This window comes from Corynebacterium sp. HMSC059E07 (genome assembly GCF_001814395.1).
Classification (GTDB): Bacteria; Actinomycetota; Actinomycetes; order Mycobacteriales; family Mycobacteriaceae; genus Corynebacterium; species Corynebacterium hesseae.
In genome coordinates, this window is sequence record NZ_KV816287.1 from 59,912 (window position 1) to 85,503 (window position 25,592).

Below are 25,592 nucleotides of genomic sequence, written 5' to 3' on the forward strand. Positions count from 1 at the left end.
TCTTATGACTAACCCACTGCTAACTCCCTCCACGCTGCCCTACCAGCTCCCGCCGTTTGCGGAGATCAAGGTCGAGCACTACCGCCCCGCCTTCGACGAGGCACTCGCGCTTCACGACGCCGAAATCACCTCCATCACCGACAACCCCGCCGCCCCGACGTGGGAAAACACGGTGGAGGCGCTCGAGCGCTCCGGCCAGGACCTCGACCGCGTCATGGCGGTCTTTGGCAACCTCTCCGGCACCGACGTCACCGAGGAGATGGAGGAGATCGCCGCCGACATCTACCCGCGCCTGTCCGCGCACTATGACGCGATCTACCAGAACGAGGTGCTCTACGCACGCATCAAGGAGGCCACGCCGCCTGCCGACGACGCCGAAGGCCAGCGCCTCCACGACCACCTCCTGCGCACCTTTGCCCGCAAGGGCGCCGACCTCGACGCAGCCGACAAGGCCCGCCTGTCCGAAATCAACCAGCGCCTCTCCGCGCTCTCTGAAGAATTCGGCCGCAACCTCATGGCGTCTACCCGCGAGCGCGCAGTCTCCTTCACCGAGGAAGAACTCGAGGGTCTGCCCGCCGAGCGCATCGCCTCCGCCAAGGCCGACGCCGAGGCGTTAGGCCGCGAGGGCTATGTCATCCCGCTGGAGCTGCCGACCGTGCAGTCCGAGCTGAGCCGTCTGGCGCGGGAGGATGCGAGGGGGAAGTTGTATGGGGCGTCGGCAAGCAGGGGCTCCGAGAACAACATCCCGGGGCTCATCGAGGCCGTCCAGCTGCGCGCCGAGCGCGCCGAGCTGCTGGGCTTTGCCACGCATGCCGACTACGTCATCGCCGAAGAAACCGCCGCGACTGCCGACGCCGCCCGCACCATGCTCTTCGACCTCGCCCCCGCCGCCGCGGCCAATGCCGAAGGCGAACAGAAACTCCTCGCGGAAGAAGCAACGCTCAACGGCCAGGGCTTCAGCGCCGCCGACTGGCCCTACTGGGAATCCAAGGTCCGCGCCCGCGACTTCTCCCTCGATGAGGAAGAACTGCGCAAGTACTTCCCGCTGGACCAGGTCCTGGAGAAGGGCGTCTTCGCCGCCGCCGAGCGCCTTTATGGCATCACCGTCACCCCGCGCGATGACCTCGAAGGCTACGCGGAGGGGGTCCGCGTCTGGGAGGTGCGGGACGGAGACGTCCCGCACGTAGATATCGACTCGCACGAGGATAAGGGAATCGGCCTTCTCCTTACCGACTACTTCGGGCGCCCCACCAAGCGCGGCGGCGCGTGGATGAGCGAGTTCGTGGGCCAGTCCCGGCTGCTGGACCGCAAGCCGGTCATCGTCAACGTCATGGGCATCACCAAGCCCGCCGACGGCTCCCAACCGCTGCTCAGCATGGACGAGGTCCGCACCGTCTTCCACGAATTCGGCCACGCCCTGCACGGCCTGCTTTCCGACGTCCGCTACCCCACCTTCGCCGGCACCAACGTGCCGCGCGACTGGGTGGAGTTCCCCTCGCAGATCAACGAGAACTGGGCGCTCGATGAGAGACTGGTCAAGGAATACGCCCGCCACGTGGAGACCGGCGAACCAATCCCGGACGAGCTTCTCGCCGCCATCTCCGCCGCCTCCGAGTTCGGCCAGGGTTTCGCTACCTCGGAGTATCTGGGGGCATCGATCATCGATCTCGCGTGGCATTCCCTGAGTGCTGCCGACGCCGCCAAGCTAGAGGCCACCCCGGAGGCCGTCGCCGAGTTTGAAGCCGAGGCCCTACGCGCGGCCGGGCTGGACAACGAGCTCATCGCCCCGCGCTACCGCTCGACGTACTTCAACCACATCTTTGCCGGTGGCTACTCCGCGGGCTACTACTCCTATCTCTGGGCCGAGGCACTCGATGCCGATGGTTTCGAGTGGTTCAAGGAGCAGACCGACCTGCGCGCGGCTGGCCAAAAGTTCCGCGACGTGATCCTGTCGAAGGGCGCATCCCGCGACTTCACGGAGGCCTACCGCGAATTCCGCGGCCGCGACAAGGACGTCGCGCCGCTGCTCAAGCGCCGCGGCCTGGCCGGCGCCTAGTCCCGACTAGTTATCCACAGATTTCGTCAAATGGCGAGTTGGGGGCTTGGCGGCGGGATGGAGCGCTTTTAGGCTGCGGGGTATGAGATTGCAGACGTACTTCGCCGCCCTCGGCCGCGCCATTGACCTGGTGGCCGAGTGCGCGGGCCTGTCTGAATCTGACTTGGTGGCCCTCGGCGCCGCGCCTGCCGACGCCACCGTGTTCCTCTCCCTCCACCACACCTACTTCGGGCACACCTCATCGACGAAGAAGCAGCGCACGGCCGTGGAAGCCGCGCGCCGGCGGGGACACGGGCTGGTGACCTTGCAGCTTATCGAGCACTTCGTGGCCAAAGTTCGGGACCACAACAAAGCATGGGATTTGCGCGTGGAGCTGTGCCAGACCAGCGCGGAGCTGGTGGAAAAGGTAGCTCGCAAGCGCCTGCGTCAGATGCGTAAGCCCCGCACGTATGCCGAGCGCGCCAAGCTCACCCAGCATGGCAACGGCCTTGCCACGCTCACGGTCACCGCGGACTCGCTGCAGCTGACCGGCGTCTTCGAAGGCATCGACCAGGAACGCCCCGGCGAGAGTTTCCTGGAGAACCTGGAGGGCGGTGGCATCAAGACTGAGCTTGCCACCATGGCGGTCCTGCAGCTCGATGACTATGCCGAGCTGCTCAAGGGCAATACGGAGAAGGACGGCGAGGAGTTCATCGTCCGGACGACCAGTGGTTCGACGATGACCGGATCGCAGCTGGTGGAGCGCGCTTTGCTGGACAAGGGGATCATCGTGGCGGTCAGCCGCGAACACGGTCCGCTCGATGTCTTCCGCTTCCAGCGCTTCGCCACCGCCAAGCAGCGTCTTGCCTTGGCCGCGGAGAATCCCTGCTGCGCCTGGGAGGGCTGCAAGGTTCCCTTTGAGAAGTGCCAAATCCACCACATTAAGGCTTGGGCCCGCGGCGGGCCCACCAACATCCTCAACCTGGTGCCGCTGTGTCCGTACCACAACGGGGTCAACGACGACGACCCCGATGCCCCGCCCTCGCGCGGCCGCATGGATCGCGTCGGCGGGCGGGTGGCATGGATCCCGCCATACGACGCCGCGCCGGTCTTCACCAGCGCCTTCAACTAGCCAGCCTTCAACTAGCCACCGCGCCCACCTTGGCAGCACTCATCTTGGCAACGTATAGCCGGGCAAGGTGCATGATTGTCCCGAACCCCGCAGGAAATCACTTCCTCGCGGGGCCTTCGGCGTGCCGACTTACCTCATGGAACTGATCATCCGCTCAAGCCTGTCCTGCAGGAATTTTGGCCGTGCCGGTTGGCCGGGCGGGCGGGCGGGCGGTTTAGCCGGCGTTGCGCAGCGCGGTGGCTAGCCCGTTCATCGTGACCTGGATGGTCTTGGATACCAGGAACTGGTCGTCGCCGCGGCGGTAGCGGCGCAGCAACTCCAACTGGACGGCGTTGAGCGGAAGCAGGTAAGGATAGCGCCGCTTGAGTGAACGTGCTTGGCGCTGATTCTCGCTCACCAGATCCGCGTTACCGGTGACCTTGAGGTAGACCTCGCGGGTGCGCTCAAATTCCTCGGATATCAGGCCGAAGATGCGGTCTGCGGTGTCCTTGTCGTCGACCAAGTTGGCGTACAGACGCGCCAGCTGCATCTCCGCCTTGGCCATGACCTGCGCCATGTTGGCGAAGACAGAGCGGAAGAAGGGCCACGTGCGGTACAGCTCGCGCAGCTCCTCCCAGCGCTTTTCTTCTCCAGCTCCGGTATCTGCTCCAGCCTTCTCGGTCACTGCTACATCCGCTGTGGCATTTACCGCTCTTGCTGTACCTCCGGAGGCTGTCGATCCTCCGGAGGGTTGCTGAACCCACGCCGTCACCGCGCTGCCCACGCCGAACCAGCCCGGAATGTTGGTGCGGGACTGCGACCACGACAGCACCCAGGGAATCGCACGCAAATCCGTAATCGCGGTGGTCTGCTTGCGCGAGGTCGGGCGCGACCCCAGGTTAAGCTCGCCAATCTCGTGCAGCGGGGTGGACTGGGTGAAGTAGGTGATGAACCCGGGGTCGTCGACAAGCTGGCGGTAGGCCACGCCACTCAACGCCGCCAGCTCGCGCATGATCTCGTAGGCGCGCTCCGGATCCGTAATGGGCTCGGTATCCAACAACGATGCCTCCAGCGCTCCGGAAACAAACGCCTCCAAGTGGCGGCGCGCAGTCTCCGGCGCACCGTACTTCGCAGAAATCACCTCCCCCTGCTCGGTAATGCGCACCGAACCCGACACCGCCCCCTTCGGCTGCGCCAAAATCGCGTCATACGTCGGACCACCACCGCGGCCTACCGCACCACCGCGGCCATGCGCCAGCCGCAACTCCACGCCGTGGCGCGCGCAGAGCTCAACGAGGGCCAGTTCGGCGTCGTATAGCGCCCAGTTCGCCTGCAAATACCCGCCGTCCTTGTTGGAATCCGAGTACCCCAACATGACTTCTTGGATATCCCCGCGCGAGCTCAGATGTTCACGGTAGACGGGCACCTGCCACAGCTTCTCCAGGATGCCGGCGCCGGCCTTCAGATCCTCGATGGTCTCAAACAGCGGCACCACATCGACCTCGCTCAGGCCCACCTCCTTGAGCAGGACCATCGGCTCCAGAATGTCGGAGACCGTTCCCGTCATGGAGATGATGCAGTGCGACACCGACTCCGGCCCAAAGTCCCGCACAGCGCGTGCCGCCGCACGGAAGATGCCCAGTTCCTTCGCGGTATCCTCGGTGAATTCCTTCTCAGCACCGGGGAAAAGCAGCGGCCGATTGGTCTGCAGCTCGCGCACGAGCAGCGCGACCTTCTCCTCCTCCCCCAGCGCGCGGTAGTCCGGGGTGATGGTGGCCGCGGCGAAGATCTCGGTGAGGACGTTCTCGAAGGACTCCGAATTCTGGCGCATGTCCAGCGTCGAAAGGTGGAATCCGAACGTCGTCACCGCTGAGCGCAGCCGAGCCAAGCGGTCATCGGCGATGATGTCGTCATTGAACTGGCGCAGCGAGCGGTCGATCACGTCCAGGTCACGTTTGAGTTCCTCCGGCGACGCATAGGCGCTTGGCGACGTCTCCCCCTCCAACCTCGCCAACACCTTCTTACGGATGCCGAAGATCGCCCGGCGGTAGGGTTCGTCGACGCGGGATTCTTCGTCGTTGTGGGAGGCGTCGGCAAGCGCGCCCAGCTCTTTGGAGCTGGAGGAATAGCGGTCTGACAGGGAGAGCTCGCGCTCCAGCTCGCCGAGCTCGTCGGCATAGTACTGGAGCACCGTCGCCGCGGCCTTGCGGGTGGCATAGGTCAGGGTGTGCTCGTCGACGTACGGGTTGCCGTCATGGTCGCCGCCAATCCAGGAACCGGGACGGACAACGGGGGAATCGGGCAGCTGCTGGCCAAAAGTCTCGCGCATGGCGTGGCGGATGGCACGGTTGAGTGCAGGGACCTGGTCGAGCAGCGACAGCTTGTAATAGCGCAGGCCGACGTCAATCTCGTCTTCGAGGGTGGGGCGGGCGATGCGAATCAGCGCGGTCTGCCACAGCAGCGTCATGCGCAGATACATTTCCTTCTCGATTGCCGCCATGTCGCCACCGCGGTGTGATTCCTTGAGGAGAGTCTTGATGCGGGTTTGCGTATCAAAGACGGTGCGGCGGCGGGTTTCGGTGGGGTGCGCGGTGAGAACGGGGGCGACGTGCGCGCCGCGGATGACGGAAGAGGCGTCGGTTGGCGTGACGCCTTCTTCCTTGAGCTTGGCGAATGTCTTGCGCAGGGAGACGGGCGCTTCAACGGACTCGTCATCCAGATCCTCTACGAGGTTGGCGATGAGCGCGAAATAGCTGAATGCGCGTGCCACGAGGTTGACCTTGGTGATGTCGAGATCGCGGAAGATGGCGACGAGGTCTTCGGGCTTTGCATCGCCGTGCGCCACGTCGAAGGCCATGCGGCGGGTCGATTCGACGAGCTCGAAGACGTCCTCGCCTTCCTGCTGCGCGATGACCCGCCCGAGCACCCGGCCGAGGAAGCGGATATCTTCGCGGACTTGTTCAGGGGCGGGTGTGCTCACGGCAAAGTGCCTTTCTGGGCGTGATGTGTTCAGCTGGCACATCTCAATGTAGCCCAGATCACTATTGGGCGATAGTTATTTAAGGAAAGAGCTTCCGGGCAGAATTAGTTAGCGAACGAAGCAAGCGAGCCACGCGGCGTGGAGGCGCGAGTCGCCGTTTTCTTCCGGATGGAAGCTCAACGCCGTGACGCATCCTTGGCGCACGCCCACAATCACCTCGCGCCCCGCGGCAGGACGAGTTCGTGCCCCAGTACCACTCCCCTCACCGCTGACCTCAATGTCAGGTGCAGGGAGGGGCACGGTGGCGATGACCTCGACGCCCTCGCCCGCGCGGGTAACGATGGGCGCGCGGATGAAGCTCGCCTCGATGGCTAGAGGCTCGCCGACCTCTGAGGCATTTACGCCGGATCTCTGGCCCTCCATCGCGACCGGCACGGTGCGCTCCTCAGAGAAGCGCTGGTTGCCGAAGGCGTTGCGCCGCACGGAGACGTCGATAAGCCCCAGCGCCTGCTGGCCCGGGGCGGGGTTTTCCAGCTCGCGGGCGCTGTAGATGAGCCCCGCGCAGGTGGCCAAGACCGGCAGCCCATTTTCGACGGCGCGGCGCAGCGGCTCAGCGACGCCAAAAGAGCGCGCCAGTTTATCGATGGTGCTCGACTCGCCGCCCGGCAAAATGATTCCGTCCAGCCCGTCGAGATCCTGCGGCAGACGCACCCGGCGCGTTGCAGCGCCGAGACTCTCCAGCACAGCGATGTGCTCTTCCACTCCACCTTGCAGCGCGAGCACTCCGACGAGCGGTCGCGTCGCTGTGTTCATCGCGCGCACCGCGTTTACCAACCGCGCTCGGCCAGGCGGTGCGGGGCGGGGATGTCGTTGACGTTGATGCCCACCATGGCCTCGCCCAGGCCGCGGCTGATCTTAGCCAGCTCGGCCGGCTGATCGTAGAGGGTCGCCGCCTTCACGATGGCCTCCGCGCGCTTCGCGGGCTCGCCGGACTTGAAGATGCCGGAGCCGACAAAGACGCCTTCGGCGCCCATTTGGCGGACGAGGGCGGCGTCGGCAGGCGTAGCCACACCACCAGCAACGAACAGCACGACCGGCAGCTTGCCGGTCTCCGCCACCTCAGCAACCAGGTCATACGGGGCCTGCAGCTCCTTGGCGGCGACGTAGAGCTCGTCGCGGTCGAGGTTCTGGAGGCGTGCGATTTCGCCCTTGATGGTGCGCAGGTGCTTGACGGCCTCGGAGACGTCGCCAGTGCCGGCCTCGCCCTTGGAGCGGATCATGGCCGCGCCCTCGGTGATGCGGCGCAGGGCCTCGCCCAGGTTGGTAGCACCGCAGACGAAGGGCACGTCGAAATCCCACTTGTTGATGTGGTTGACGTAATCGGCTGGGCTGAGCACCTCGGACTCGTCGATGAAGTCCACGCCCAGCTCGCCGAGGATCTGCGCCTCCACGAAGTGACCGATGCGGGCCTTCGCCATCACCGGGATGGACACGGCGTTGACGATGCCCTCGATGAGGTCCGGATCGGACATGCGGGCCACGCCGCCCTGGGCGCGGATATCGGCCGGCACGCGCTCGAGCGCCATGACGGCGGAAGCGCCCGCGTCTTCAGCAATTCGTGCCTGCTCCGGGGTAACGACGTCCATGATGACGCCGCCCTTGAGCATGTCAGCCAGTCCACGCTTGACGCGCGTCGTGGCGCGTCCCTGTTCATTCTTCTGTTCAGTCATGGCTCACATAGTGGCGCAGAAAATTGGTCCAAGACAAGAGCCATTTCCCGAGTGTTGAATTAGACCACTTATGATGGGGCCGTGTCTTTCCGCCTCGACCCATCTGATACGCGCGCGCTGCCGGTGCAGATCGCCGAAGCCCTCCGCGCCCAAGTCGCGGCGGGCATTCTGCTGCCCGGCGAGCAGGTTCCGTCGACGCGCTCACTAGCCCGCGATTTGGGCATTTCCCGAGGCAGCGTGGTTACCGCCTATGAGCAATTGACCGCCGAGGGCTACCTGACCGCGGCGGTTGGATCGGGCACCGTCATCAACCCGCACCTGCCCCACGGGCGCGCCCCGCAGCCTCATCCTGCGCCACGGCCCTCCCCTGCCCCACCGCGCGTGGAGTTGACCCCCGGTTTGCCCGATACGGCCGGAATCATCACCCCCGAATGGAGGGCGGCGTGGCGCAAGGCCGCGGTGGATCCTTCCGGAGATCTCCCCCGCGAGGTGGCCGCGCACCTGCGCCACATGCGCGGGCTGACCGTCGACCCGGCTTATGTCGTCATCACCGCCGGCGCCCGCGACGGGCTGTCGGTGCTGCTGCGCGCGCTGGGCGGCCATTTGCGCGTGGGCGTGGAATCCCCCGGCTACCCCAGCCTGCGCCGCATCCCCCAGGCCTTGGGACACACGCTTGTCGACGTCCCCACCGACGCCCACGGCGTCACCGTCCCCACCGTTGACCTCGACGTTCTCATCGTCACCCCCTCCCACCAGCACCCCTATGGCGGTTCGCTGCCGGCTGCCCGGCGCGCGGAGCTCGTCGAGTGGGCGCGCGGCAACGACGTGCTCATCATCGAGGATGATTTCGATTCCGAGCTGCGCTACGTCGGCCAGCCCTTGCCCGCGCTCACCGCGCTCGCCCCGGAACACACGGTGTTGCTGGGCACGTTTTCCTCGGTGATTTCGCCGTCGATTGCCTGCGGCTATCTGGTCGTGCCGCCGAGCTTGCGCTCGGCGGTGGATCAGGTACGGGAGGTCTTCGGCCAGCCCGTCGGCGCTATCCCCCAGGCGGCGCTGGCGAACTACCTGGCCAGCGGGGCGCTGCGGCGGCATACCGGCCGAATGCGCCGTGCCTACAAGCGCCGCCGCGACCTCGTCCAAGCCGCGCTGGAAGACGCCCCCGCAACTCTTCTGCCCATCCACGGCGGGCTCCATGCGGTGTTGTTGTGTGAAGAGGGCGTCGTCCAGCGCGCGGCCAATCTGGGCCTCACGCTGACCCCGCTGCGCGATTATTGGGGCGGCGCGCCCGCCGAGGAAGGCGTGGTCTTGGGCTTTGGGCATTTGAGCGACGTCGAACTCGCCGCCGCGCTGGAGCTGGTCAAGCAGGCTTTAACTAGCTGACACGTAGCTGGCCTGGCGCGTAGCTGCCCTATCGCATACAAGGCTAGCTAGCGCTGGCCAAAGTAACGGTGGCGAGGGTGCGGCCTGTCGGTTGCTCGCTGCCGCCTGCGGGTTCCTCGGTGACCATGACTTTGACTGCCGCGCCGTCGAAGGGCATCCATACCCCATCGTGTGGGTCCTGGCCGATGACCCCCGCCGAAGCCATGCCGCCATCGGCGCTGACTGCCCATACCTGGGCGCCCATGCCATCGGCGAGCTGCGGCTGGCCATCCACCATCGCGCCGGATTTCGCCATCGACGCCGAAGACACGATATCCAGCTGTGCGCCCGATGCATCGGCGTTGCCCTGCATGAGATCCTCTGCCCCCATGATGGCGTGCATCGACTTCTCGCCGGGCGATTCAGCTTCTACCCGCGCGCTATCGCTCGTCTGATTCTGCGAGTCATCGGACTGCAACAAGGGCGGCACGGCAACCATGCCTACTACGAGGACCGCCGCGGCAGCCGGCACCGCCACGAAGGTCCGCCAACGGCGGCGCGGAAGCTCGATGACCTCGGCAGCTTCGCCACCGTTAATTTCCGCAAAGACGGCATCTTTCATTCGCGCCGGTGGCTCGACCTCGGGGAGGGAATCGAGGAAGTCATCGAAAGTCTCATCAGAAAACTCATGCGTGTTGCTCATCTTCCCTCCTTTCCGAGAACCGCTTTTAGCTTCTTTATGCCATCGCGCACACGCGTCTTCGCCGTACCCAGCGGTACTCCCGTTGATTCTGCCAGCTCAGCATGCGTCAAACCATCGAAAAAAGCGAGCGCCACCGCGGTGGAATGCGGCTCCCCAATCTCGTCGACTGCCCGGCGCAGGAGGTGAGCCTCCACATTGTTCAGGGCTTCGTCTTCGATCGGCTCAGCAAAAGTGGCGTGCTCAAGCTTCGAGTCGCGGTCATCGCGCTGTACTGCGGCCACATGGCTGCGCAGCTTATCGACGGCCCTCCCATGCGCCAACCTGCCCACCCACGACCGCGCGTTTCCTCGCTGCGGGTCAAACTTCGCAGCGGAGGTCCAGACCTCAACGAAGACATCTTGAGCAACTTCCTCTGCTAAGGCGGGATTGCGCAGAACGCTCAGGCAAACGCTGTACACGGTGGGCGCGAGGGCGTCGTAAAGCGCGCTGAAGGCATGCTTGTCTGCGGAAGCGGTCTGAACCAAAAGGCGGTTCAGCCGCTCGTGTTCATTGGGGGACATCGCAGGCACGGGTGTTGAGCTTACCTCCAGCAGCGGGGTGGACATGGCAGTTTTACTTAGTCATTTCCTCGCTCGGGGCCATCATCTCCGAGCTGGGCATCATGTCCATGTCTTCCTTCTTGTCGTTGCAGGCAACCAACCCGCTGGCGGCAACAGCAAGTGCAGCGGCGACAGTAACAAGCTTCTTCATTTCGGTGCTCCTTCTTCAAGCAATCGGGGCTCGGCTTTTCCGGGCCCTGTATCTGACTATTCGGAGCCGCCCCGCGATGCGGATTGGATGGATTTAAAACCAATCCGTTTTTCACTCGTGCTCCGAACTAGTTGCATACCCACACCGCACACCAAGCGAAGGAGTACAGCATGCTATCAACGCTGTTCATCGGGTTTACCGGTGGCCTTATCACGGGCATCTCGCCCTGCATCTTGCCGGTCTTGCCGCTGGTCCTCGCCGTTAGCGGCGGCTCACGGTGGCGGCCATGGCAGGTCGTAGGCGGACTCGTCACAAGTTTCAGCCTCGTCACGCTGTTTGCGACAACGCTGCTCAATTCCCTAGGACTGCCCGCCGACATCCTGTGGAAGGTGGGAATCGTGCTGCTCGTTCTCGTGGGCCTGGGAATGGTGTTTCCCCGCGTGCAAGAAATCCTTGAGTGGCCTTTCCAGAAACTCCCGAAAGCTGGCAGCTTGCAATCCAAGGCCCGCGGCAAAGGCGGGTTCGTCGTCGGCTTGGCCATGGGCGTTGTCTTCGTCCCCTGCGCCGGCCCTGTACTCGCCGCCATCTCCGTGGCGGGCGCCACTGGGACTGTCGACGCCCACATCCTCGCCCTCTGCCTCTCCTTCGCCCTCGGCGTGGCCATCCCCCTGCTGGCTTTCGCTTTGGGTGGCAACGAGATGGAAAAACGCGTCGATGCCTTCCGCTCTCACCAGCGCGGGGTGCGTATCACCGCGGGAGTGGTAGTTATCGCCATGGCTGGTGCGATTTCACTCGGCGCGCCCGCCTGGCTGCAGCAGAAGCTCCCCAGCATCAACGCCGACGCCACCCCAGTTGAACAGGCCGCCCGCACAGCCGAAGGAACCCCAGTGCCCGCGTTCGCGGGGTTGACCGGCTGGTTCAACACGGATGCGCCGGTCGATCCGCGTACCTCTGGCAAGGTCACCCTCATCGATTTCTGGGCCTATGCCTGCATCAACTGCCAGCGCAACAACACGCACCTGACCAAGCTCTATGCGCACTACAAGGACTACGGCCTCGACATCGTCGGCATCCACGCGCCGGAATACGCTTTCGAGCACGAGGCTGCCAACGTGCGCCGCGCGGCCCGCGAGCAAGGAATCGAATACCCGGTGGCGCAAGACAATGACTTCGCCACGTGGAAGAACTTTGGGAATCGGTACTGGCCGGCGCACTATGTCGTCGACAAGCACGGCATGCTGCGCCAATCCCACCATGGCGAGGGCGACTACGCCGAGACCGAGCGCCTCATTCGTGAGCTTCTCCTCGAGCGCGACCCCAGCATAGAGCTACCCGAACCAATCGAGACCGCCGATGCGAACAGCGCGCCGCGCTCGCCGGAGACGTACCTCGGCACCGCACGCGCACAGTATTTCGCCAACGCCGACTACCGCGTCGGCACGCACCAGTTCACCATGAACGAGCCGCCGTTAGGTCAATATTCGCTGGGCGGGACGTGGACGCTGGCCGCCCAGCCCATCACCGCCGGACCTCACGCGCGCCTGCGACTGAACTACCGCGCCGCCTGGGTACAGCTCGTGGCTTCAGGGCAAGGAACGGTTCGCGTGCATCGCGCCGATGGTTCGGTCCGCACCTTTGACATCACCGAGGACGGCACGGTGGATCTCGTCCGGGAACCTGACAATCACACCGAAACAATCGAGCTGGAAGTAAGCGAAGGGCTCTCGCTGTATTCCTTTACTTTTGGCTAGCGTGGGAATCATGAAGCTATCTCTGCATGGACAATCCGCCGTGGCCGTCGAGGCTCCCCAGGGTCGCATCGTTATCGACCCCGGTCCCCTCTCTGACCTGAGCTGCCTCGAAGGCGCCGAAGCGGTGCTGCTCACGCACGCACACGGTGACCACCTCGACGTCGATGCCGTGCGCGGGAGCGGCCTGCCGGTGTGGGGAACGCGGGAGGCTATCGACGCCCTCGGCTCCGGCACCATCGTGCATGCTGGAGAGACGTTTACAGTTCTGGGCCTTGAGATTCACGCGGTGGGCGGCCTCCACGAGGAGATCCACCCCAATATCCCGCGCCCGGAGAACCTGGGTTATTTCTTCGGCGGCGTGCTGCACCCCGGCGACCAGTGGGTTGTCTCGGAAGGACTCACGGTAGACGTGCTCCTGCTCCCCATCGCCGGCCCGTGGGTGCGCGGGGCGGATGCCGCGGATTACGCCATGCGCATCGGTGCGCGGCTTACGGTTCCCATCCATGACGCCGTGCTTTCCGACGCCGGCAAGCAGATCACCGACGGCATGCTCCAACGCGCCGGGGTGAGCGGCTATCGGCGCCTGCGGGTTGGTGAAAGCATCGAAATTTAAGCCGAACCAACCGCTCGGTCTATTTTTATTCTCGGGCTTGCCTGCGGTTTCTAGAAAACCACTAACGGCACTGAACCGCTTGGTCTAGCCTTTCCTGACATGAGCACCAAATACGATAATTCCGCAGTAAACGAGTGGTCCTTTGCCACCCGCGCCCTCCACGCCGGCCAGAACCTGGACGGCTCCACCAACGCACGCAACGTGCCGATTTACCAAACCACCTCGTATGTCTTCAACGATGCCGAGCACGCCGCCAACCGCTTCAATCTCTCGGATGCCGGCCCGATTTATACCCGCCTGACCAACCCCACGCAGGACGCGCTGGAGGAGCGCCTCGCTTCCCTCGAGGGCGGCGTCGCCGCCGTGGCTTTCGCCTCCGGCCAGGCCGCCGAAACCGCGGCCATTTTGAACCTGGCCTCCGCCGGCGACCACATTGTTACCTCCCCGCGCCTCTACGGCGGCACCTCCACCCTCTTTACCGTGACCTTGAAGCGCCTCGGCATCGATGTCATCCTCGTGGAGAACCCCGACGACCCGGCATCCTGGCAGGACGCCGTCCAGCCGAACACGAAGGCTTTTTACGGCGAGACCTTCGGCAACCCAGTCGCCGATGTCCTCGACATCCCCGCCATCGCCGAGGTAGCCCACAAGAACCAGGTCCCGCTCATCGTGGACAACACCATCGCCACCGGCGCGCTGGCCCGCCCGCTGGAGCTGGGCGCAGACATCGTCGTGGTCTCCACCACCAAGTTCTACAGCGGCAACGGCTCCGCCATCGGTGGTGCCATCATCGACGGTGGCTCCTTCGACTGGACCGTCGAGCGCGACGGCGAGCCCGTCTTCCCCTACTTCGTCACCCCGGACGAGGCCTACCACGGCCTCAAGTACGCCGACCTGGGCGCGCCGGCCTTCGCCGTCAAGGCGCGCGCAGGCCTGCTGCGCGATACGGGTGCCGCCATCTCCCCCTTCAACGCCTGGCTGACGCTGAATGGCATTGAGACGTTGCAGTTGCGCGTCGTAAAGCACAATGCCAACGCCCAGGCCGTGGCCGAGTACCTGGAGTCCCATGCCAAGGTCACGAAGGTCAACTACGCCGGCCTGGAGTCCTCGCCTTACAAGACCACCAAGGAGAAGCTGGGCTATGACTACACCGGCTCCGTGCTCTCCTTCGACATCGACGGCGGCCGCGAGGAGGCCTGGGCGTTCATCGATGCGCTGAAGCTTCACTCAAACCTGGCCAACATCGGCGATACTCGCTCATTGGTGGTGCACCCGGCGACCACGACACACTCGCAGTCCGACGAGGCAGCGCTTAAGGCCGCGGGCATTACGCAGGCCACGGTGCGCCTGTCGGTGGGCATCGAGGATGTCAACGACATCATCGCCGACCTCGAGCGTGGGTTCGCGGCCATTGGTTAGCGCCATCCCGGAGCTCGCGCCCGAAGGCGAGCTCGCCGTCGTCCCCATCGGTGACTTCACCACCGAAGCAGGCGCCGTGCTTGCCGACGCCCACGTGGCCTACCAACGCTGGGGCGCTTTCGCCGGCGACCCGGACGGCGTCAACAATGTCTTGGTGGTCGAGCACGCGCTGACCGGGGATTCCAACGTGGCGGACTGGTGGGCCGACCTGGTGGGCCCAGGCAAGGCCCTGGACACCACGCGCTGGTGCGTTATCGCGACTAATGCGCTGGGCGGCTGCAATGGCTCGACGGGGCCGAAGTCGCTGCACCCGGATGGAAAGCCGTGGGGCGGGCGCTTCCCTGCGCTGTCGATTCGGGACTTGGTGGAGGCCGAATACGACTGCTTGACGCAACTGGGCATTTCCCGCGTGCACGCGGTGCTCGGCGGCTCGATGGGCGGGGCGCGGACTCTGGAGTGGAGCTTGCTGCACCCGGAAAGCGTGTCCGCGGTGTGCGTGATTGCGGTGTCGGCCAGGGCTTCGGGCTGGCAGATTGGCATCCAATCCGCGCAGATTTCCGCGATCGAGCGCGACCCGTTTTGGCATGGCGGAAATTACTACCTCACGGACAAGACTCCGCGGGATGGTTTGGCGGCGGCGCGCCGCATTGCGCATTTAACGTATCGCGGCGAGCAGGAGATCGACGAGCGCTTCGGCGCTACCGCACAGCAAGGCGAGAATCCCTTGGGCCCGCACCGCCAGCTCAACCAGCGTTTCGCGGTGAACTCCTACCTGGATTACCAGGGGGCGAAACTCACCGAGCGCTTCGATGCGGGTTCCTACGTGGTGCTCACGGAGGCGCTGAACCGGCATGACGTCGGCCGCGGGCGCGGCGGGCTCATCAAGGCGTTGGCGGCCTCCCAGGTGCCGACGATGGTGGTGGGCGTGGACACGGATATCCTCTACCCCTATCACCAGCAGGAGCACATCTCCCGCAACGTCAACCAGCTGCTGGCGATGGCCAAGATTGTCTCCCCCGTGGGACACGATGCTTTTCTGACGGAGACCCGGCAGATGAACCGTATCCTGCGCAACTTCCTGCTGCTCTCGGCGCCAAATGGCTTAGACGTGGGCCCTGCGTACGTGGGCGACGAGTATTACATTTAAGAAGCCGTTTGGCTCTTTCCGGGAGCCAAACGCGTTACGATCCAAGCGCGTCGATGGAAAAGGCCATGAACACCATCGCCGCGCCCAAGATGCCTGTAAAGCAGGCATCGAAGCGCCGGGAGCGCACCGCGAGCACGCCAACCCGCGAGGAATCGCAGGTCAGACGAACCACCGTCAGCCACACCAGCGCCCCGCCCAGCAGCAGCGTGGCGCGGCGCCAGTGCTCGAACACGGCATAGAAGCCCGACACCACAACCGCCGCCACGAACAAGCCGATGGCCAACCACTGAAGAGCCGGCGGCAGCGCCGAGGGCTTCAGGTGCGCATCGTGCGGGTTCGATAAAGACACCGGCGGCGCAGTTTTCCCGCGCGGCTGTGCTGGTTGCTCAGACATACTCACTACTCGAGCGCTCGACTTCACGCGCTACTGAGCGGCGAGCTTTTCGGCACGCTCGACGATGTTGCTCACCAGGAACGCGCGCGTCAGCGGGCCCACGCCGCCCGGGTTCGGGGAAACGTAGCCGGCCTTCTCCCAGACGTCCTCAGCCACGTCGCCGGCGAGTTTGCCGTCGACGCGGGACACGCCGACGTCGAGAACCGCGGCACCTTCCTTAATCATATCGGCGGTGAGCATGTGTGCCTTGCCAGCGGCCGCGATGATGACATCGGCCTCACGGGTCTCCGCGGCCAAGTCCTTGGTGCCGGTGTGGCACAGCGTCACCGTGGAATTCTCGCTGCGGCGGGTCAGCATCAGACCAATCGGGCGGCCCACGGTCACGCCGCGGCCGATGACCACGACCTTGGCACCATCGAGCTCCACGCCGAAGCGGCGCAGCAGGTGGATGCAACCGTTCGGCGTGCACGGCAGCGGGGCGTCCTCGTTGAGCACCAGCTTGCCCAGGTTGATCGGGTGCAGGCCATCGGCGTCCTTGGCTGGGTCGATGAGCTCGAGCACGCGGTTTTCATCCAGGTGCTTCGGCAGCGGCAGCTGCACGATGTAGCCGGTGCAAGCATCGTCATTGTTGAGCTCTTCGATGACGCGCTCGAGTTCTTCCTGGGTAACGTCGCCAGGCAGGTCCTTGCGAATCGAATTGATTCCGAGCTTCTCGCAATCGCGGTGCTTCATCTTCACGTAGGAATGCGAACCCGGATCATCGCCCACCAGGACCGTGGCCAGTCCCGGGGTAATTCCCTTCTCCTTGAGGGCGGCCACGCGCTGGGCCAGGTCCTCAAAAATCTCGTCGCGGTACAAGTTGCCATCTAGTTTGGTAGCGCTCATGCCCACCATCCTAGACTGATGCCTATGAGCAGCTTGCACATTGTCTTCGACAACCCCGTGATCCCCACCAACACCGGCAACGCCATCCGTACCGCCGCCGTCACGGGCGCGAGCCTGCACCTCATCGAGCCCCTCGGCTTCAACTTCGAGGACAAACACCTCAAGCGCGCGGGCCTGGACTACCACGACCTGGCGGATCTCAAAATCCACAAAGACTTCGACGCCTGCATGGAGGCCCTGCCCGGTGCGCGGGTCTTCGCCTTCACCACCCACACAGATAAGTGGTTCACGGACATCGACTACCAGGAGGGGGACGTCCTCCTCTTCGGCACCGAGCCAACCGGCCTGCCTGAGGAACACGCCTTCCACCCGCGCGTAACGGAGCGCGTGCGCATCCCCATGATGCCGGCTAGGCGCTCGATGAACCTGTCTAACGCGGCCTCGACGGCCGTGTACGAGGCCTGGCGCCAGCTCGGCTTCCGTGGCGCGGTGTAGACAAATTCAGTCGCGAGGAACATTGGGCCTGACCTACACTGCCATTAGCTGTGAACAGCCTGCTTGTTTCCTGCCCTCGCTACCGAAAGTTTCTGTATGTCTCTCTTCACCACCGCCCCTTCTCTTAGCCGCCGGTGCCGTCTGCTCGCGGTCCTCAGTGCCGCCGTGCTGATTTCCAGCTGTTCTGACACAGATGCCGGGCCCACAGCGAACTCGGAAAGCACCAAGGAAAACTCCGCTGGCGCAGAAATATCTGAGATTCTTGCAGCTCCTGTTTCGACATCCGCGACGAACAGCGGCTCAATTTCTACTAGCACCGTAACGACCAGCCAGCAACAAACCTTGGCAGAGCCACCAGTTCAGCGGGCCGCGATCGACCCAGGCAACGATTCTTCCGGACAGCGCGGCCGCGATGACAACAGAGGCATTTATTATCACAACTCTGTTGACTGGGAATGGTTAAAACAGCCAGGTGAAATCGTCCCCGGCGGAAGGATTTTTAACGAGACGAGAAATAGCATGTGCTCGACAGGTTTTCTCGCTTCCCGGGGAGAGCGTTTATTCATTATCACCGCGGGACACTGCGGCAAACTGGGTGACCAGTTTTACGTTCAGGATGCCCAGAATAATTGGGCGTATGTAGGAGAAATGGTCGAGTCTTACCTCCAAGAGGACGCCCACGGAGGCATCTACGGCACTGACATCGGCCTCATTGAACTCCTCGGAGACGCCCGCTATACCTCCTCCCTCCCACTTGATCTGCCAATGCAAGGGTGGATCACTCCACAGGAAGCTCAGCAAAGAAACATGATGATTTGTCGGCTCGGCGCAACGACCGGGTACTCGTGCGGAGAGTTTGAAGACTTCGGAAATGGTGGACTTTTCTATTTTCGTAGTATCACCGATCGTGGCGATTCGGGTGGAGCCGTCTTTGCTGCCAACAATTCCGGTATGTGGGCACTCGGGGTCAACTCGAACGTCAGCGATAACAACAAGACCCGCGTAGGCGCCATGGAGATCGGCAGCGCCATTAATCACTGGGGGCTGACCATCCACGGATAGCTCTAACGCTTCCGTGGCGCGGTCTAACAACTCGCGGCACAATGTGGGTGGACTTTCACAACAAAGGAGACACCTTGCCTAGCCTGCGCCCACTTCTTGATTCCCTCACTACCCGCGTCGAAGCTTCGTCTGCCGCGCACGCCGCGCAGATCGCGCGCGTGGATCCCGTCCACCGCCCCGGCGCGGTCAACCTCGTGCGCTACATGGAATTGCGCTCCCAGGACGCCGTCGAAATCCAGGAAGGCCTCACCGCGTTGGGCGCCACGAGCCTCAGCCACCCGGAGCCCGCAGTGCTCGAGCGCCTCCACGCCGCGCGCAACGTGCTCGACGCCTTCGATGGCCACGCACCGACCTACCCCGTGCAGCCGATTGCCACGGCCTATGCGGACGCGGACGATATCCTCGACGCCAACACCGAAGCCCTCCTCGGCCCCACTCAGGAGGACACCCACGCGCGCATCATGGTGACCCTTCCCACCGAGGCCGCAGATGACTATGAGCTGGTCCTCGGTTTCGCCCGCGCGGGCATGGAACTAGCCCGCATCAACTGCGCCCACGATGGCCAGGATGCCTGGCAGAAAATGGTGGCACACGTCCACCGCGCCGCCGAGGAGGTGAGGCGCGAGATCCTGATTTCCTGCGATATTGCTGGCCCCAAGGTCCGCACCGGCAGCATCGAGCCGGGTCCGCAGGTCATTCGCGTGCGCGGCGAGCGCACCGCGGCAGGTGAGCTGCTGAGCCCGGCAACGCTCGTGCTTCACGACGCCCCCTCCTCTACCCGCGCCCACGGGGTGGCGGGGGAGGCGTCGCCAAGCGCGGCCCGCCCGGCGGTAGCGCTGGAGGTGGATGGCGAGTGGTTGGCGCGCCTGCACCCCGGCAGCGAGGTGCGCTTCACGGAAGCGCGCGGGCGCTCGCGTGTGTTCACCGTGGAGAGCGTAGAGGCAGGCGTGGCCGTGCTGCACGGTGAGCGCAACTGCTATCTAGTCGAGGGGACGGTGCTCAACCACGGCGGGGAGATCACTCGGGTGCATGGGGTGCCGGCTCTCGAGCAGAAGATTCGCCTGCACCGCGGCGAGGAGTTGGTGCTCAGCACGTCTGCGGAGCCGGCGCGGATTGTGGAGGGTGAGGTCACCACTATTGGGTGCACACTGCCGGAGGTGGTCGGTGCGCTGGAGGTGGGGCACCGGGTGATTTTCGATGATGGCGCCATCGCCGGCCGCGTCCGCGAGGTGCGGGATAATGGTGCGGCGCGCGAGGCCGTCGTCACCGTGGAGCACGCCGGGCCTACCGGCACCAACCTGGCCGCCTATAAGGGAATCAATCTTCCGGATACCGACGTCCCGCTGCCCAGCCTCACCGAGGAAGACATCGAGGCGCTGCGTTTTGTGGCCACGCACTGCGATATCGCGGCGGTCTCTTTCATCCGCACGCCGGCTGATGTGGCTTTCCTCTACGACACTCTCGAGACGATTGCCGCCAAGCAGGAGTCCGAGGAGATGGCGCAGCGGGTGCGTGACCTCGGCATCGTGCTCAAGATTGAGACGGTTCCCGCCTATGAGCAGCTGGGAAGCGTGCTGCTGGAAGGCATGCGGCATGCCAAGTTCGGCATCATGATTGCGCGCGGCGACTTGGCCGTGGAGTTGGGTTTTGAGCAGATGGTCCAGGTGCCGGGGCGCATCATGAAGGTCGCGGAGGCGGCCCACATCCCAGTCATCATGGCCACGCAGGTTCTGGAGACCCTGGCCAAGACGGGGCTTCCCTCCCGCGCGGAAATCACGGACGCGGGCTATGCGCTGCGCGCGGAGTGCGTCATGCTCAACAAAGGCCCTCACATCACGGAGGCCATCCAGATTCTGGACCGCATGTCCCGCAAGCTGGGCCAGTCGCGGCTGAAGAACCGCCAAAAGCTGCGCCAGGTGAGCAGCTGGACCAACTAATTCAGGCAACATGTAGGAAACGCGGCGCCCCGAGCGCCGCGTGGTGAGGATCACCTAACCGAAAGCGGCGAAAACTAGACAGACCTATATTTACTTAGGTTAACCTATAACGGTAATGCTTTAGAGGAAGAGAGCTCACCGTGAAGTTGTCTGGGTGCCCACGGCAAACCGCCGACGCCATCCCCATGGGATGCACCATCACCTTGGGAAACGAGTGCATTTCCTGCACCTGCGACGCCGCTTTAGCGGTGCGCCTCGGCGAGCTGGGCATCCGCCCCGGCGCCACGCTGACCATGGGCCCGCGCGTGGCCGGCGGCGCCCGCGTTGTCTCGGTGGGCAGCTGCCGCTACGCCATCGACAAGGCAACACTGCAAGCCATCGAGGTCTAAACCATGGCCACCACGAAACCCAGCTGCCACGGCGATCCGGGCGGCGCGCTAGCCCCTGCCGGAGCACCCATCATCGCGCTCGTCGGCTCCCCGAATTCCGGCAAGTCCACACTCTTTAATGCCCTGACCGGCGCGAAGGCGCAGACCGGCAATTGGCCGGGAACCACCGTTGAGGTCAGCCGCGGTGCGTGGAAGCTGGGTGAATCCACCGCCGATCTCATCGACTTCCCCGGCACCTACTCGCTCGATCCGCTCAGCCCCGATGAGGCGCTCACCCGCGCCATGCTCATCGATTGCCCCGATGATGAGCGCCCCGACGCCGTCGTCGTGGTCGTCGATGCCAGCGCCGTCGCGCGCGGCCTCAACGTGGCCCTCCAGTTGGCGGAGCAGCCCTATCGCCTCATCATCGCGCTGACGAAGACCGACGTGGCGCTCAACCAGGGTCAAGTGGTTGACGCTGCTGCACTCACCGAGGCCACCTCCATCCCGGTGGTGGAGGTTGATGGGCGTAAGCGAGAGGGCGTCGAGAAGCTGCGCGAGGTCGTCGTGGAGTCTTTGGCGCACCACCCGGTGCAGCTGCGCGAGGACACCGGCCTGGAGGGCCGCTTCGCGGAGCTGGATGCGGCGGCGAAGGCCTCGGTGAGCGAGGTCGAGCATGCCACGCCACTCTCCCACCGCCTCGATGCGGCGGCCCTCCACCCAGTCGTGGGGCCACTGCTGTTCTTGGCCGTGATGTGGCTGGTCTTCCAGATCACCACCACGGTGGCCGCTCCCCTCCAGGATGGTCTGGAGGCGTTGGTCTCCGGCCCCTTGAGCGATTGGGCGCGGGCGGGGCTTGAAGCCATCGGCTTAGGTCACCCCCTCGTTACGGGCTTGCTTGTCGACGGCCTCATCGGCGGCGTCGGCATGGTCCTCACCTTCGCCCCGCTCATGGCGCTGATGTTTTTGTGTTTGGCGGTGTTGGAGGATTCCGGCTACATGGCGCGTGCGGCGGTGGTCACAGATCGTCTTATGCGGGCCATCGGCCTGCCAGGTAAGGCTTTTATCCCGATTGTCGTGGGCTTTGGCTGCAACGTGCCGGCGATTTCGGCCACGCGCGTGCTGGGCAGCCCGCGGCATCGCATTATGACCGCGCTGCTCATCCCGTTTACCTCGTGCTCGGCGCGCTTGGTGGTCTTCGTCATGCTCTCGGCCACGTTCTTCCCAGAGCACGCCGGCAGCGTGGTGTTCATCATGTACGTCATTTCCATCGCGCTGCTCGTGCTCGTTGGCTTGGCGCTGCGCAAGACGCTGTGGCGCGCGGTGCCTGAGGAAGCGCTGGTTATTGACTTGCCAACGTACCAGCTGCCCACCGCGCGCCTAGCGCTGAGCGTGATGTGGACGCGGTTGAAGGGCTTCCTGCAGACCGCCGGTGGCATCATCGTGACCACCGTGGTCGTGGTGTGGCTGCTCATGGCCATCCCCGTTGGGGCCGCGGTGCACGAGACTACCTTGGGCGAGCCACCAGCACCGGAGGATTCCGCCTACGGCGCGGTCTCGCGCACCATTGCCCCGGCCTTTGCTCCGGCTGGTTTCGACTCGTGGTCCCTGGCCGGCCCGCTGGTCACGGGTTTCGTGGCCAAGGAGGCGCTGATTTCGACGTGGGCGCAGACCTACGCCGTCGACGACGTCACCGACGCCTCCGCCGAGGAACAATCCCACAGCGCGCTCAGTGACCACGTGCGTCAAGATTTCGACCGCGCCTCCGGTGGCCATCCCCTCGCCGCGGTGTGGGCCTACATGCTCTTCCTGCTGACCTACACTCCGTGCGTGGCCACGATTGCCGCGCAGCGCCGCGAAATTGGCTGGCGCTGGACGCTCTTTGGCTTCGGCATTCAGCTGGCCACCGCGTGGGTGCTGGCAGTGAGCGCCTTCCAGATACTGAGGGCGTTTATCTAGTGCCCGCCTCGCCCATTCACGCCGTGCAGCAAGCCATCGAATCCGGTGTGCGCTCGCGCGTAGCCATCGCGGCGCAGACCGGGCTGGAGCCCGGCACGGTCGATGTGATTCTGGATCACCTCACTGCCAGCGGAGTGCTCGATATGGAGCCGCTCGGCTCCTGCCCCGCGGGCGGATGCGGGTCTTGTTCGGCGGCCTCGGCGTGTGCCGGCCCCAGCAGCACCCGCGGACCGGTACTGCTTAAGCTTCGTCGCCGCCGCTAGGAGCAGGCGCAGACTCGAGGGCGGGGAGGCGGCGGGAGCGCAAACGGGTGAGGAGTTCGGAGGCGTCGGCAGGCGTGAGGTCCTGGCCGGCCATCTTGACTGGGCCCGCCACAAGGTCGAAGCGCACGGTGCGCACACCCGCGAGGTGACCCAACGGCCCCACCTTGAGAGTGAGCTCCTGGATGTGCGGGGTGCCAATCACCATGACGCGGCGGTTGATGCGGCCGCGGTGCACGATGGTCACGGGCTGAGGCGATTCCACCAGCGTCACCGACTGCTGCTTGCGGTCGATGGGGCTGATCCACGTCGCCCGGCGCGGGGAGGTATAAGTGGGCTGGGTGTGCCCTTCAGGGCGCGCATAGTCCTCAATCTGCGCGCGGTCTAGATCGGAGATGAGGGCTAGCAACTCCAGCGCCTGCTCCCGGGTGCCCACCGGCAGGATGCGCGTGGAACCAGACTGCTTGCCGCCGCCCTTCGCGCCATACCCGGCCACCGAGACGTGCACCTCGTACCAGCCGAAGCGCCTCCACAGAAAAGGCTGGCTCACCCGCACGCCGTGGATGCGGCTGATGCGGATGGTTTGGCGGCGGCGGTCGGCAAGACCGTAGGAGACGTTGAGGGCGTTGGCGGGGGCGTCGTGAAGCGCGGTGAACGTCCACGAGGAATCCACCAGACTCCACACCCGCCCCATGAAGCCCACGATGATGGGCAGCAGCGCGGTCCACATCCCGGGGAGGAAGAGCAGGCCGCCGATGACGAGTGCGGTAACCAACGTGGGCAGGCGCAAAGCCTCAGCGGCAATCGTGCGCAGAATGGGAATCTCCGGGATCAAGGCGGCGGGAGTTTCCGGCTCCGGTTCACTGGCAGGCCCCTTATTTGTGCGCCGCAGCAGCTCCGCGCGCAGCTCCTCCGCTGTCGCCTTGGTCAGGTACTCGATTTTGATGACGGAGGAGGTGCCGCCCGCGGTCTCCACACGGACTGCGGCCAAGCCCAATAGGCGCGCGATGATGGATTCCACGACATCCACCGCCTGGATGCGCTCGTAGCGCGCGGAACGGAAGGACGTTGAGATGACGCCGTGGCGCAGCGCGATTTCATCCTCGGTGAGCTTGTAGCCGAGCTTGCGCCACCAAATTCCGGAGACGAGCCAAATCACCGTGCACACCAGCACGAAGGCACCGATGCCCAGCAGGGTGCCGCGGCCGACCTCCCCCAAGTGCCCACCCTGCACGTAGGACAGGACATCCGACACCATGGAGGCGTTGACGTTCACCGCGAGAACGGCCACCAAGGCCAGAATCAGCGACCAAAAACGCAACAGCGGGGTAAAGCGGTGGACGCGGGTGTAGCCGTCGGCGTCGATAAGCGCGCGGTCCTTCACAGCCCACTCATCCTCTCGCGGGCCTTGACGGCGAGACGCTCGCGCAGGGCGTCGGCGTCGGCAGCAAGGAGGCCGGGGATGGTGGCGTCGCTGCTGGGCGACGCCGTGTGCAGCTTCACCTTCTTCAGCCCCATCGCCCGCTCGACGGGGCCGGCGGTGACGTCGACGAACTGGATGCGGCCGTAGGGCACGACGGTGAAGGTGTGCCAGATTTTTCCGCGGGTGACCAGTAGTTCGTCGGCGGTTTCCTGCCAGCCTAAGTTTTTGACCTGCGCGGGGATGAGCCACAGTTCGTAGAGTGCCCACACGAGAAGCGCGCCGGCGACCCAATAGAGCCAATCCCACCAGAAATATGCCGCCGCGGCCGCCAGGGCGGCGAGGATAATGTCCCAGCTCAAATTCGTGATGTAGCGGGCTTTCGTGAGTGACGGGGATACGGGGTTCATGCCAACACACTAACACGAACCCTTGACAAGTTGTTGGGTTTATACAACACTGTGGTGCATGTCCCCAAAGAAAAAGCCAACCCGCCCACTATTTAACCGGGTCCGCGTGCTCCGCGCTGAACGGGACATGACGCGCGCACAGCTTGCCGCCGCCATCGGGGTCAACCCCCAAACCATCGGCGCCCTCGAGCGCGGCGACCACTCCCCCAGCCTGGATCTCGCCTTCAATATCTGCGAGGTCTTTGACTTGCCCGTGGAAGCCGTGTTCTCCCGGACCGAATTCACTCCCATGTCCTCCGAAATCTACCGAAAGGACTAACTCGCTCATGTCCGCCGTCACCATTCCCGATTCCGTTAAGACCCGCAAGCGCTACATCACCCTGGCCGATCTCTCCTCCTGCCTCATCATCGCTTCCATACCCCTGCAGTTCTGGAGCGCCTTTACCTCACTCATGGTGGCCGCCCTTGGAACTTTGCTGTGCGCGTTGATGACCGCTCGCCTGCGCACCACCATCAACGCGGCAGACCTACCCGGAACGGAACTTGATGAGTACCAGATGCAGCAGCACGTCGAAGCCCGCGACGACGGCCTCAAATTCTCCCTCGCAGCACTCGTCATCTTGCTGCCAGTGACTGGCCTTATCGCCTGGGGTGCCCGAACCATGCCCATCATGGACGGCGTGTTCGTGTCCCAGCTCTACCTCAAGATCATCCTGCTGCTCATGGTGTGGGTGCCGTTCTCGGTGGCCCGTTCCCTGGCGGGAAAGATGAACCGCGACGAGCTCATCTCAAAGGAATAAA

General features: G+C 64.5%; 25 protein-coding genes. 15 read left to right on the forward strand and 10 right to left on the reverse strand.

All coding sequences use genetic code 11. From position 1 onward, the window contains the following. Positions 1-4 precede the first annotated feature (4 nt). On the forward strand, positions 5-2,056 hold the full coding sequence (locus HMPREF2967_RS04080; RefSeq protein ID WP_070685125.1) for a M3 family metallopeptidase: 2,052 nt from the start codon (positions 5-7) through the stop codon (positions 2,054-2,056). Between the two features lie 82 nt (positions 2,057-2,138). Further along, positions 2,139-3,167 (forward strand): HNH endonuclease signature motif containing protein, encoded by a 1,029-nt coding sequence (locus HMPREF2967_RS04085; protein WP_083306811.1) that lies wholly within the window; start codon positions 2,139-2,141, stop codon positions 3,165-3,167. A gap of 214 nt (positions 3,168-3,381) precedes the next feature. Here the strand turns inward: HMPREF2967_RS04085 and ppc are convergent, their stop codons facing one another. The 3 genes from ppc to pdxS all read right to left on the reverse strand — a co-directional run bounded on the left by ppc (position 3,382) and on the right by pdxS (position 7,856). Continuing rightward, a complete protein-coding gene (gene ppc / locus HMPREF2967_RS04090; protein WP_070685127.1) occupies positions 3,382-6,126 on the reverse strand; it encodes a phosphoenolpyruvate carboxylase in 2,745 nt (914 codons plus the stop codon). 108 nt (positions 6,127-6,234) lie between these two features. After that, a complete protein-coding gene (pdxT, locus tag HMPREF2967_RS04095) occupies positions 6,235-6,939 on the reverse strand; it encodes a pyridoxal 5'-phosphate synthase glutaminase subunit PdxT (protein ID WP_070521607.1) in 705 nt (234 codons plus the stop codon). A gap of 14 nt (positions 6,940-6,953) precedes the next feature. Continuing rightward, on the reverse strand, positions 6,954-7,856 hold the full coding sequence (pdxS, locus tag HMPREF2967_RS04100; protein ID WP_070521426.1) for a pyridoxal 5'-phosphate synthase lyase subunit PdxS: 903 nt from the start codon (positions 7,854-7,856) through the stop codon (positions 6,954-6,956). 81 nt (positions 7,857-7,937) lie between these two features. Here pdxS and HMPREF2967_RS04105 point away from each other — a divergent pair, with 81 nt between their 5' ends. Continuing rightward, positions 7,938-9,239, forward strand: a complete 1,302-nt coding sequence (locus HMPREF2967_RS04105) for a MocR-like pyridoxine biosynthesis transcription factor PdxR (protein WP_070685129.1) — start codon at positions 7,938-7,940, stop codon at positions 9,237-9,239. Between the two features lie 43 nt (positions 9,240-9,282). Here HMPREF2967_RS04105 and HMPREF2967_RS04110 read toward each other — a convergent pair whose 3' ends face one another. From HMPREF2967_RS04110 to HMPREF2967_RS13220, 3 genes are read right to left on the reverse strand one after another with little or no spacing between them, the layout of a single operon-like run. Continuing rightward, complete coding sequence (locus tag HMPREF2967_RS04110; protein WP_070564944.1) at positions 9,283-9,921, reverse strand: anti-sigma factor; 639 nt, start codon at positions 9,919-9,921, stop codon at positions 9,283-9,285. Next, a complete protein-coding gene (locus HMPREF2967_RS04115) occupies positions 9,918-10,526 on the reverse strand; it encodes a sigma-70 family RNA polymerase sigma factor (protein WP_070564946.1) in 609 nt (202 codons plus the stop codon). The genes HMPREF2967_RS04110 and HMPREF2967_RS04115 overlap by 4 nt, the downstream gene beginning before the upstream one ends. Positions 10,527-10,533: 7 nt before the next feature. Further along, on the reverse strand, positions 10,534-10,671 hold the full coding sequence (locus HMPREF2967_RS13220) for a hypothetical protein (RefSeq protein ID WP_167595548.1): 138 nt from the start codon (positions 10,669-10,671) through the stop codon (positions 10,534-10,536). A gap of 170 nt (positions 10,672-10,841) precedes the next feature. On the opposite strand from HMPREF2967_RS13220, the gene HMPREF2967_RS04120 reads away from it, so the two are divergent. The 4 genes from HMPREF2967_RS04120 (at position 10,842) to HMPREF2967_RS04135 (ending at position 15,601) form a co-directional block, all read left to right on the forward strand. Next, positions 10,842-12,422 carry a cytochrome c biogenesis protein CcdA gene (locus HMPREF2967_RS04120; protein ID WP_070685131.1) on the forward strand — a complete coding sequence of 527 codons (1,581 nt, stop codon included), beginning with the start codon at positions 10,842-10,844 and terminating at the stop codon, positions 12,420-12,422. Between the two features lie 10 nt (positions 12,423-12,432). Then, complete coding sequence (locus tag HMPREF2967_RS04125) at positions 12,433-13,035, forward strand: MBL fold metallo-hydrolase (RefSeq protein WP_070521612.1); 603 nt, start codon at positions 12,433-12,435, stop codon at positions 13,033-13,035. A gap of 99 nt (positions 13,036-13,134) precedes the next feature. Further along, complete coding sequence (locus HMPREF2967_RS04130; RefSeq protein WP_070685133.1) at positions 13,135-14,454, forward strand: O-acetylhomoserine/O-acetylserine sulfhydrylase; 1,320 nt, start codon at positions 13,135-13,137, stop codon at positions 14,452-14,454. Beyond that, positions 14,402-15,601: a homoserine O-acetyltransferase MetX gene (locus HMPREF2967_RS04135; protein WP_232770650.1), complete on the forward strand. Its 1,200-nt coding sequence runs from the start codon at positions 14,402-14,404 to the stop codon at positions 15,599-15,601. Before HMPREF2967_RS04130 ends, HMPREF2967_RS04135 begins: the two co-directional genes overlap by 53 nt. A gap of 34 nt (positions 15,602-15,635) precedes the next feature. Here the strand turns inward: HMPREF2967_RS04135 and HMPREF2967_RS04140 are convergent, their stop codons facing one another. Together HMPREF2967_RS04140 and HMPREF2967_RS04145 are read right to left on the reverse strand one after the other, a co-directional pair. Then, positions 15,636-15,950: a DUF3017 domain-containing protein gene (locus HMPREF2967_RS04140; RefSeq protein ID WP_046648384.1), complete on the reverse strand. Its 315-nt coding sequence runs from the start codon at positions 15,948-15,950 to the stop codon at positions 15,636-15,638. A 75-nt stretch (positions 15,951-16,025) separates the two neighbouring features. Further along, positions 16,026-16,880, reverse strand: a complete 855-nt coding sequence (locus HMPREF2967_RS04145) for a bifunctional methylenetetrahydrofolate dehydrogenase/methenyltetrahydrofolate cyclohydrolase (RefSeq protein ID WP_070527991.1) — start codon at positions 16,878-16,880, stop codon at positions 16,026-16,028. A gap of 24 nt (positions 16,881-16,904) precedes the next feature. Here HMPREF2967_RS04145 and HMPREF2967_RS04150 point away from each other — a divergent pair, with 24 nt between their 5' ends. The 6 genes from HMPREF2967_RS04150 to HMPREF2967_RS04175 all read left to right on the forward strand — a co-directional run bounded on the left by HMPREF2967_RS04150 (position 16,905) and on the right by HMPREF2967_RS04175 (position 22,964). Next, entirely contained in the window at positions 16,905-17,375 is a 471-nt protein-coding gene (locus tag HMPREF2967_RS04150; protein ID WP_070521448.1) for a tRNA (cytidine(34)-2'-O)-methyltransferase, read from the forward strand. Between the two features lie 96 nt (positions 17,376-17,471). Continuing rightward, the gene (locus HMPREF2967_RS13080) at positions 17,472-18,437 is read left to right on the forward strand and encodes a S1 family peptidase (protein ID WP_141752585.1); all 966 of its coding nucleotides are present in this window, start codon (positions 17,472-17,474) and stop codon (positions 18,435-18,437) included. Between the two features lie 41 nt (positions 18,438-18,478). Beyond that, positions 18,479-20,374, forward strand: a complete 1,896-nt coding sequence (locus HMPREF2967_RS04160; protein ID WP_070685134.1) for a pyruvate kinase — start codon at positions 18,479-18,481, stop codon at positions 20,372-20,374. Positions 20,375-20,514: 140 nt separating this feature from the next. Continuing rightward, entirely contained in the window at positions 20,515-20,763 is a 249-nt protein-coding gene (locus HMPREF2967_RS04165) for a FeoA family protein (protein ID WP_070521454.1), read from the forward strand. A gap of 3 nt (positions 20,764-20,766) precedes the next feature. Then, on the forward strand, positions 20,767-22,701 hold the full coding sequence (gene feoB / locus HMPREF2967_RS04170) for a ferrous iron transport protein B (protein WP_070685136.1): 1,935 nt from the start codon (positions 20,767-20,769) through the stop codon (positions 22,699-22,701). Further along, the gene (locus tag HMPREF2967_RS04175; RefSeq protein ID WP_232770652.1) at positions 22,653-22,964 is read left to right on the forward strand and encodes a FeoC-like transcriptional regulator; all 312 of its coding nucleotides are present in this window, start codon (positions 22,653-22,655) and stop codon (positions 22,962-22,964) included. The genes feoB and HMPREF2967_RS04175 overlap by 49 nt, the downstream gene beginning before the upstream one ends. Here HMPREF2967_RS04175 and HMPREF2967_RS04180 read toward each other — a convergent pair. Both HMPREF2967_RS04180 and HMPREF2967_RS04185 read right to left on the reverse strand, forming a co-directional pair. After that, entirely contained in the window at positions 22,942-24,345 is a 1,404-nt protein-coding gene (locus HMPREF2967_RS04180) for a PH domain-containing protein (RefSeq protein WP_070685141.1), read from the reverse strand. The genes HMPREF2967_RS04175 and HMPREF2967_RS04180 overlap by 23 nt on opposite strands. Next, positions 24,342-24,791, reverse strand: coding sequence for a PH domain-containing protein (locus tag HMPREF2967_RS04185; protein WP_070683987.1), 450 nt, complete (start codon positions 24,789-24,791; stop codon positions 24,342-24,344). The genes HMPREF2967_RS04180 and HMPREF2967_RS04185 overlap by 4 nt, the downstream gene beginning before the upstream one ends. Positions 24,792-24,849: 58 nt before the next feature. Between HMPREF2967_RS04185 and HMPREF2967_RS04190 the strand changes: the two genes are divergently transcribed. Continuing rightward, entirely contained in the window at positions 24,850-25,110 is a 261-nt protein-coding gene (locus HMPREF2967_RS04190) for a helix-turn-helix transcriptional regulator (RefSeq protein WP_070527976.1), read from the forward strand. Between the two features lie 7 nt (positions 25,111-25,117). Continuing rightward, entirely contained in the window at positions 25,118-25,591 is a 474-nt protein-coding gene (locus tag HMPREF2967_RS04195; RefSeq protein WP_070683984.1) for a hypothetical protein, read from the forward strand. Position 25,592: the final 1 nt, after the last annotated feature.

Bases quoted from the DNA above. Each gene is read 5' to 3' on its own strand.
- pdxS (WP_070521426.1), bottom strand. From the start codon at position 7,856: ATGACTGAACAGAAGAATGAACAGGGACGCGCCACGACGCGCGTCAAG.
- HMPREF2967_RS04085 (WP_083306811.1), top strand. From the start codon at position 2,139: ATGAGATTGCAGACGTACTTCGCCGCCCTCGGCCGCGCCATTGACCTG.
- HMPREF2967_RS04130 (WP_070685133.1), top strand. From the start codon at position 13,135: ATGAGCACCAAATACGATAATTCCGCAGTAAACGAGTGGTCCTTTGCC.
- HMPREF2967_RS04110 (WP_070564944.1), bottom strand. From the start codon at position 9,921: ATGAGCAACACGCATGAGTTTTCTGATGAGACTTTCGATGACTTCCTC.
- HMPREF2967_RS13080 (WP_141752585.1), top strand. From the start codon at position 17,472: ATGTCTCTCTTCACCACCGCCCCTTCTCTTAGCCGCCGGTGCCGTCTG.
- HMPREF2967_RS04125 (WP_070521612.1), top strand. From the start codon at position 12,433: ATGAAGCTATCTCTGCATGGACAATCCGCCGTGGCCGTCGAGGCTCCC.
- HMPREF2967_RS04195 (WP_070683984.1), top strand. From the start codon at position 25,118: ATGTCCGCCGTCACCATTCCCGATTCCGTTAAGACCCGCAAGCGCTAC.
- feoB (WP_070685136.1), top strand. From the start codon at position 20,767: ATGGCCACCACGAAACCCAGCTGCCACGGCGATCCGGGCGGCGCGCTA.
- HMPREF2967_RS04150 (WP_070521448.1), top strand. From the start codon at position 16,905: ATGAGCAGCTTGCACATTGTCTTCGACAACCCCGTGATCCCCACCAAC.
- HMPREF2967_RS04135 (WP_232770650.1), top strand. From the start codon at position 14,402: ATGTCAACGACATCATCGCCGACCTCGAGCGTGGGTTCGCGGCCATTG.
- pdxT (WP_070521607.1), bottom strand. From the start codon at position 6,939: ATGAACACAGCGACGCGACCGCTCGTCGGAGTGCTCGCGCTGCAAGGT.
- HMPREF2967_RS04190 (WP_070527976.1), top strand. From the start codon at position 24,850: ATGTCCCCAAAGAAAAAGCCAACCCGCCCACTATTTAACCGGGTCCGC.
- HMPREF2967_RS04120 (WP_070685131.1), top strand. From the start codon at position 10,842: ATGCTATCAACGCTGTTCATCGGGTTTACCGGTGGCCTTATCACGGGC.
- HMPREF2967_RS04185 (WP_070683987.1), bottom strand. From the start codon at position 24,791: ATGAACCCCGTATCCCCGTCACTCACGAAAGCCCGCTACATCACGAAT.
- HMPREF2967_RS13220 (WP_167595548.1), bottom strand. From the start codon at position 10,671: ATGAAGAAGCTTGTTACTGTCGCCGCTGCACTTGCTGTTGCCGCCAGC.
- HMPREF2967_RS04160 (WP_070685134.1), top strand. From the start codon at position 18,479: ATGTGGGTGGACTTTCACAACAAAGGAGACACCTTGCCTAGCCTGCGC.
- HMPREF2967_RS04115 (WP_070564946.1), bottom strand. From the start codon at position 10,526: ATGTCCACCCCGCTGCTGGAGGTAAGCTCAACACCCGTGCCTGCGATG.
- HMPREF2967_RS04145 (WP_070527991.1), bottom strand. From the start codon at position 16,880: ATGAGCGCTACCAAACTAGATGGCAACTTGTACCGCGACGAGATTTTT.
- HMPREF2967_RS04080 (WP_070685125.1), top strand. From the start codon at position 5: ATGACTAACCCACTGCTAACTCCCTCCACGCTGCCCTACCAGCTCCCG.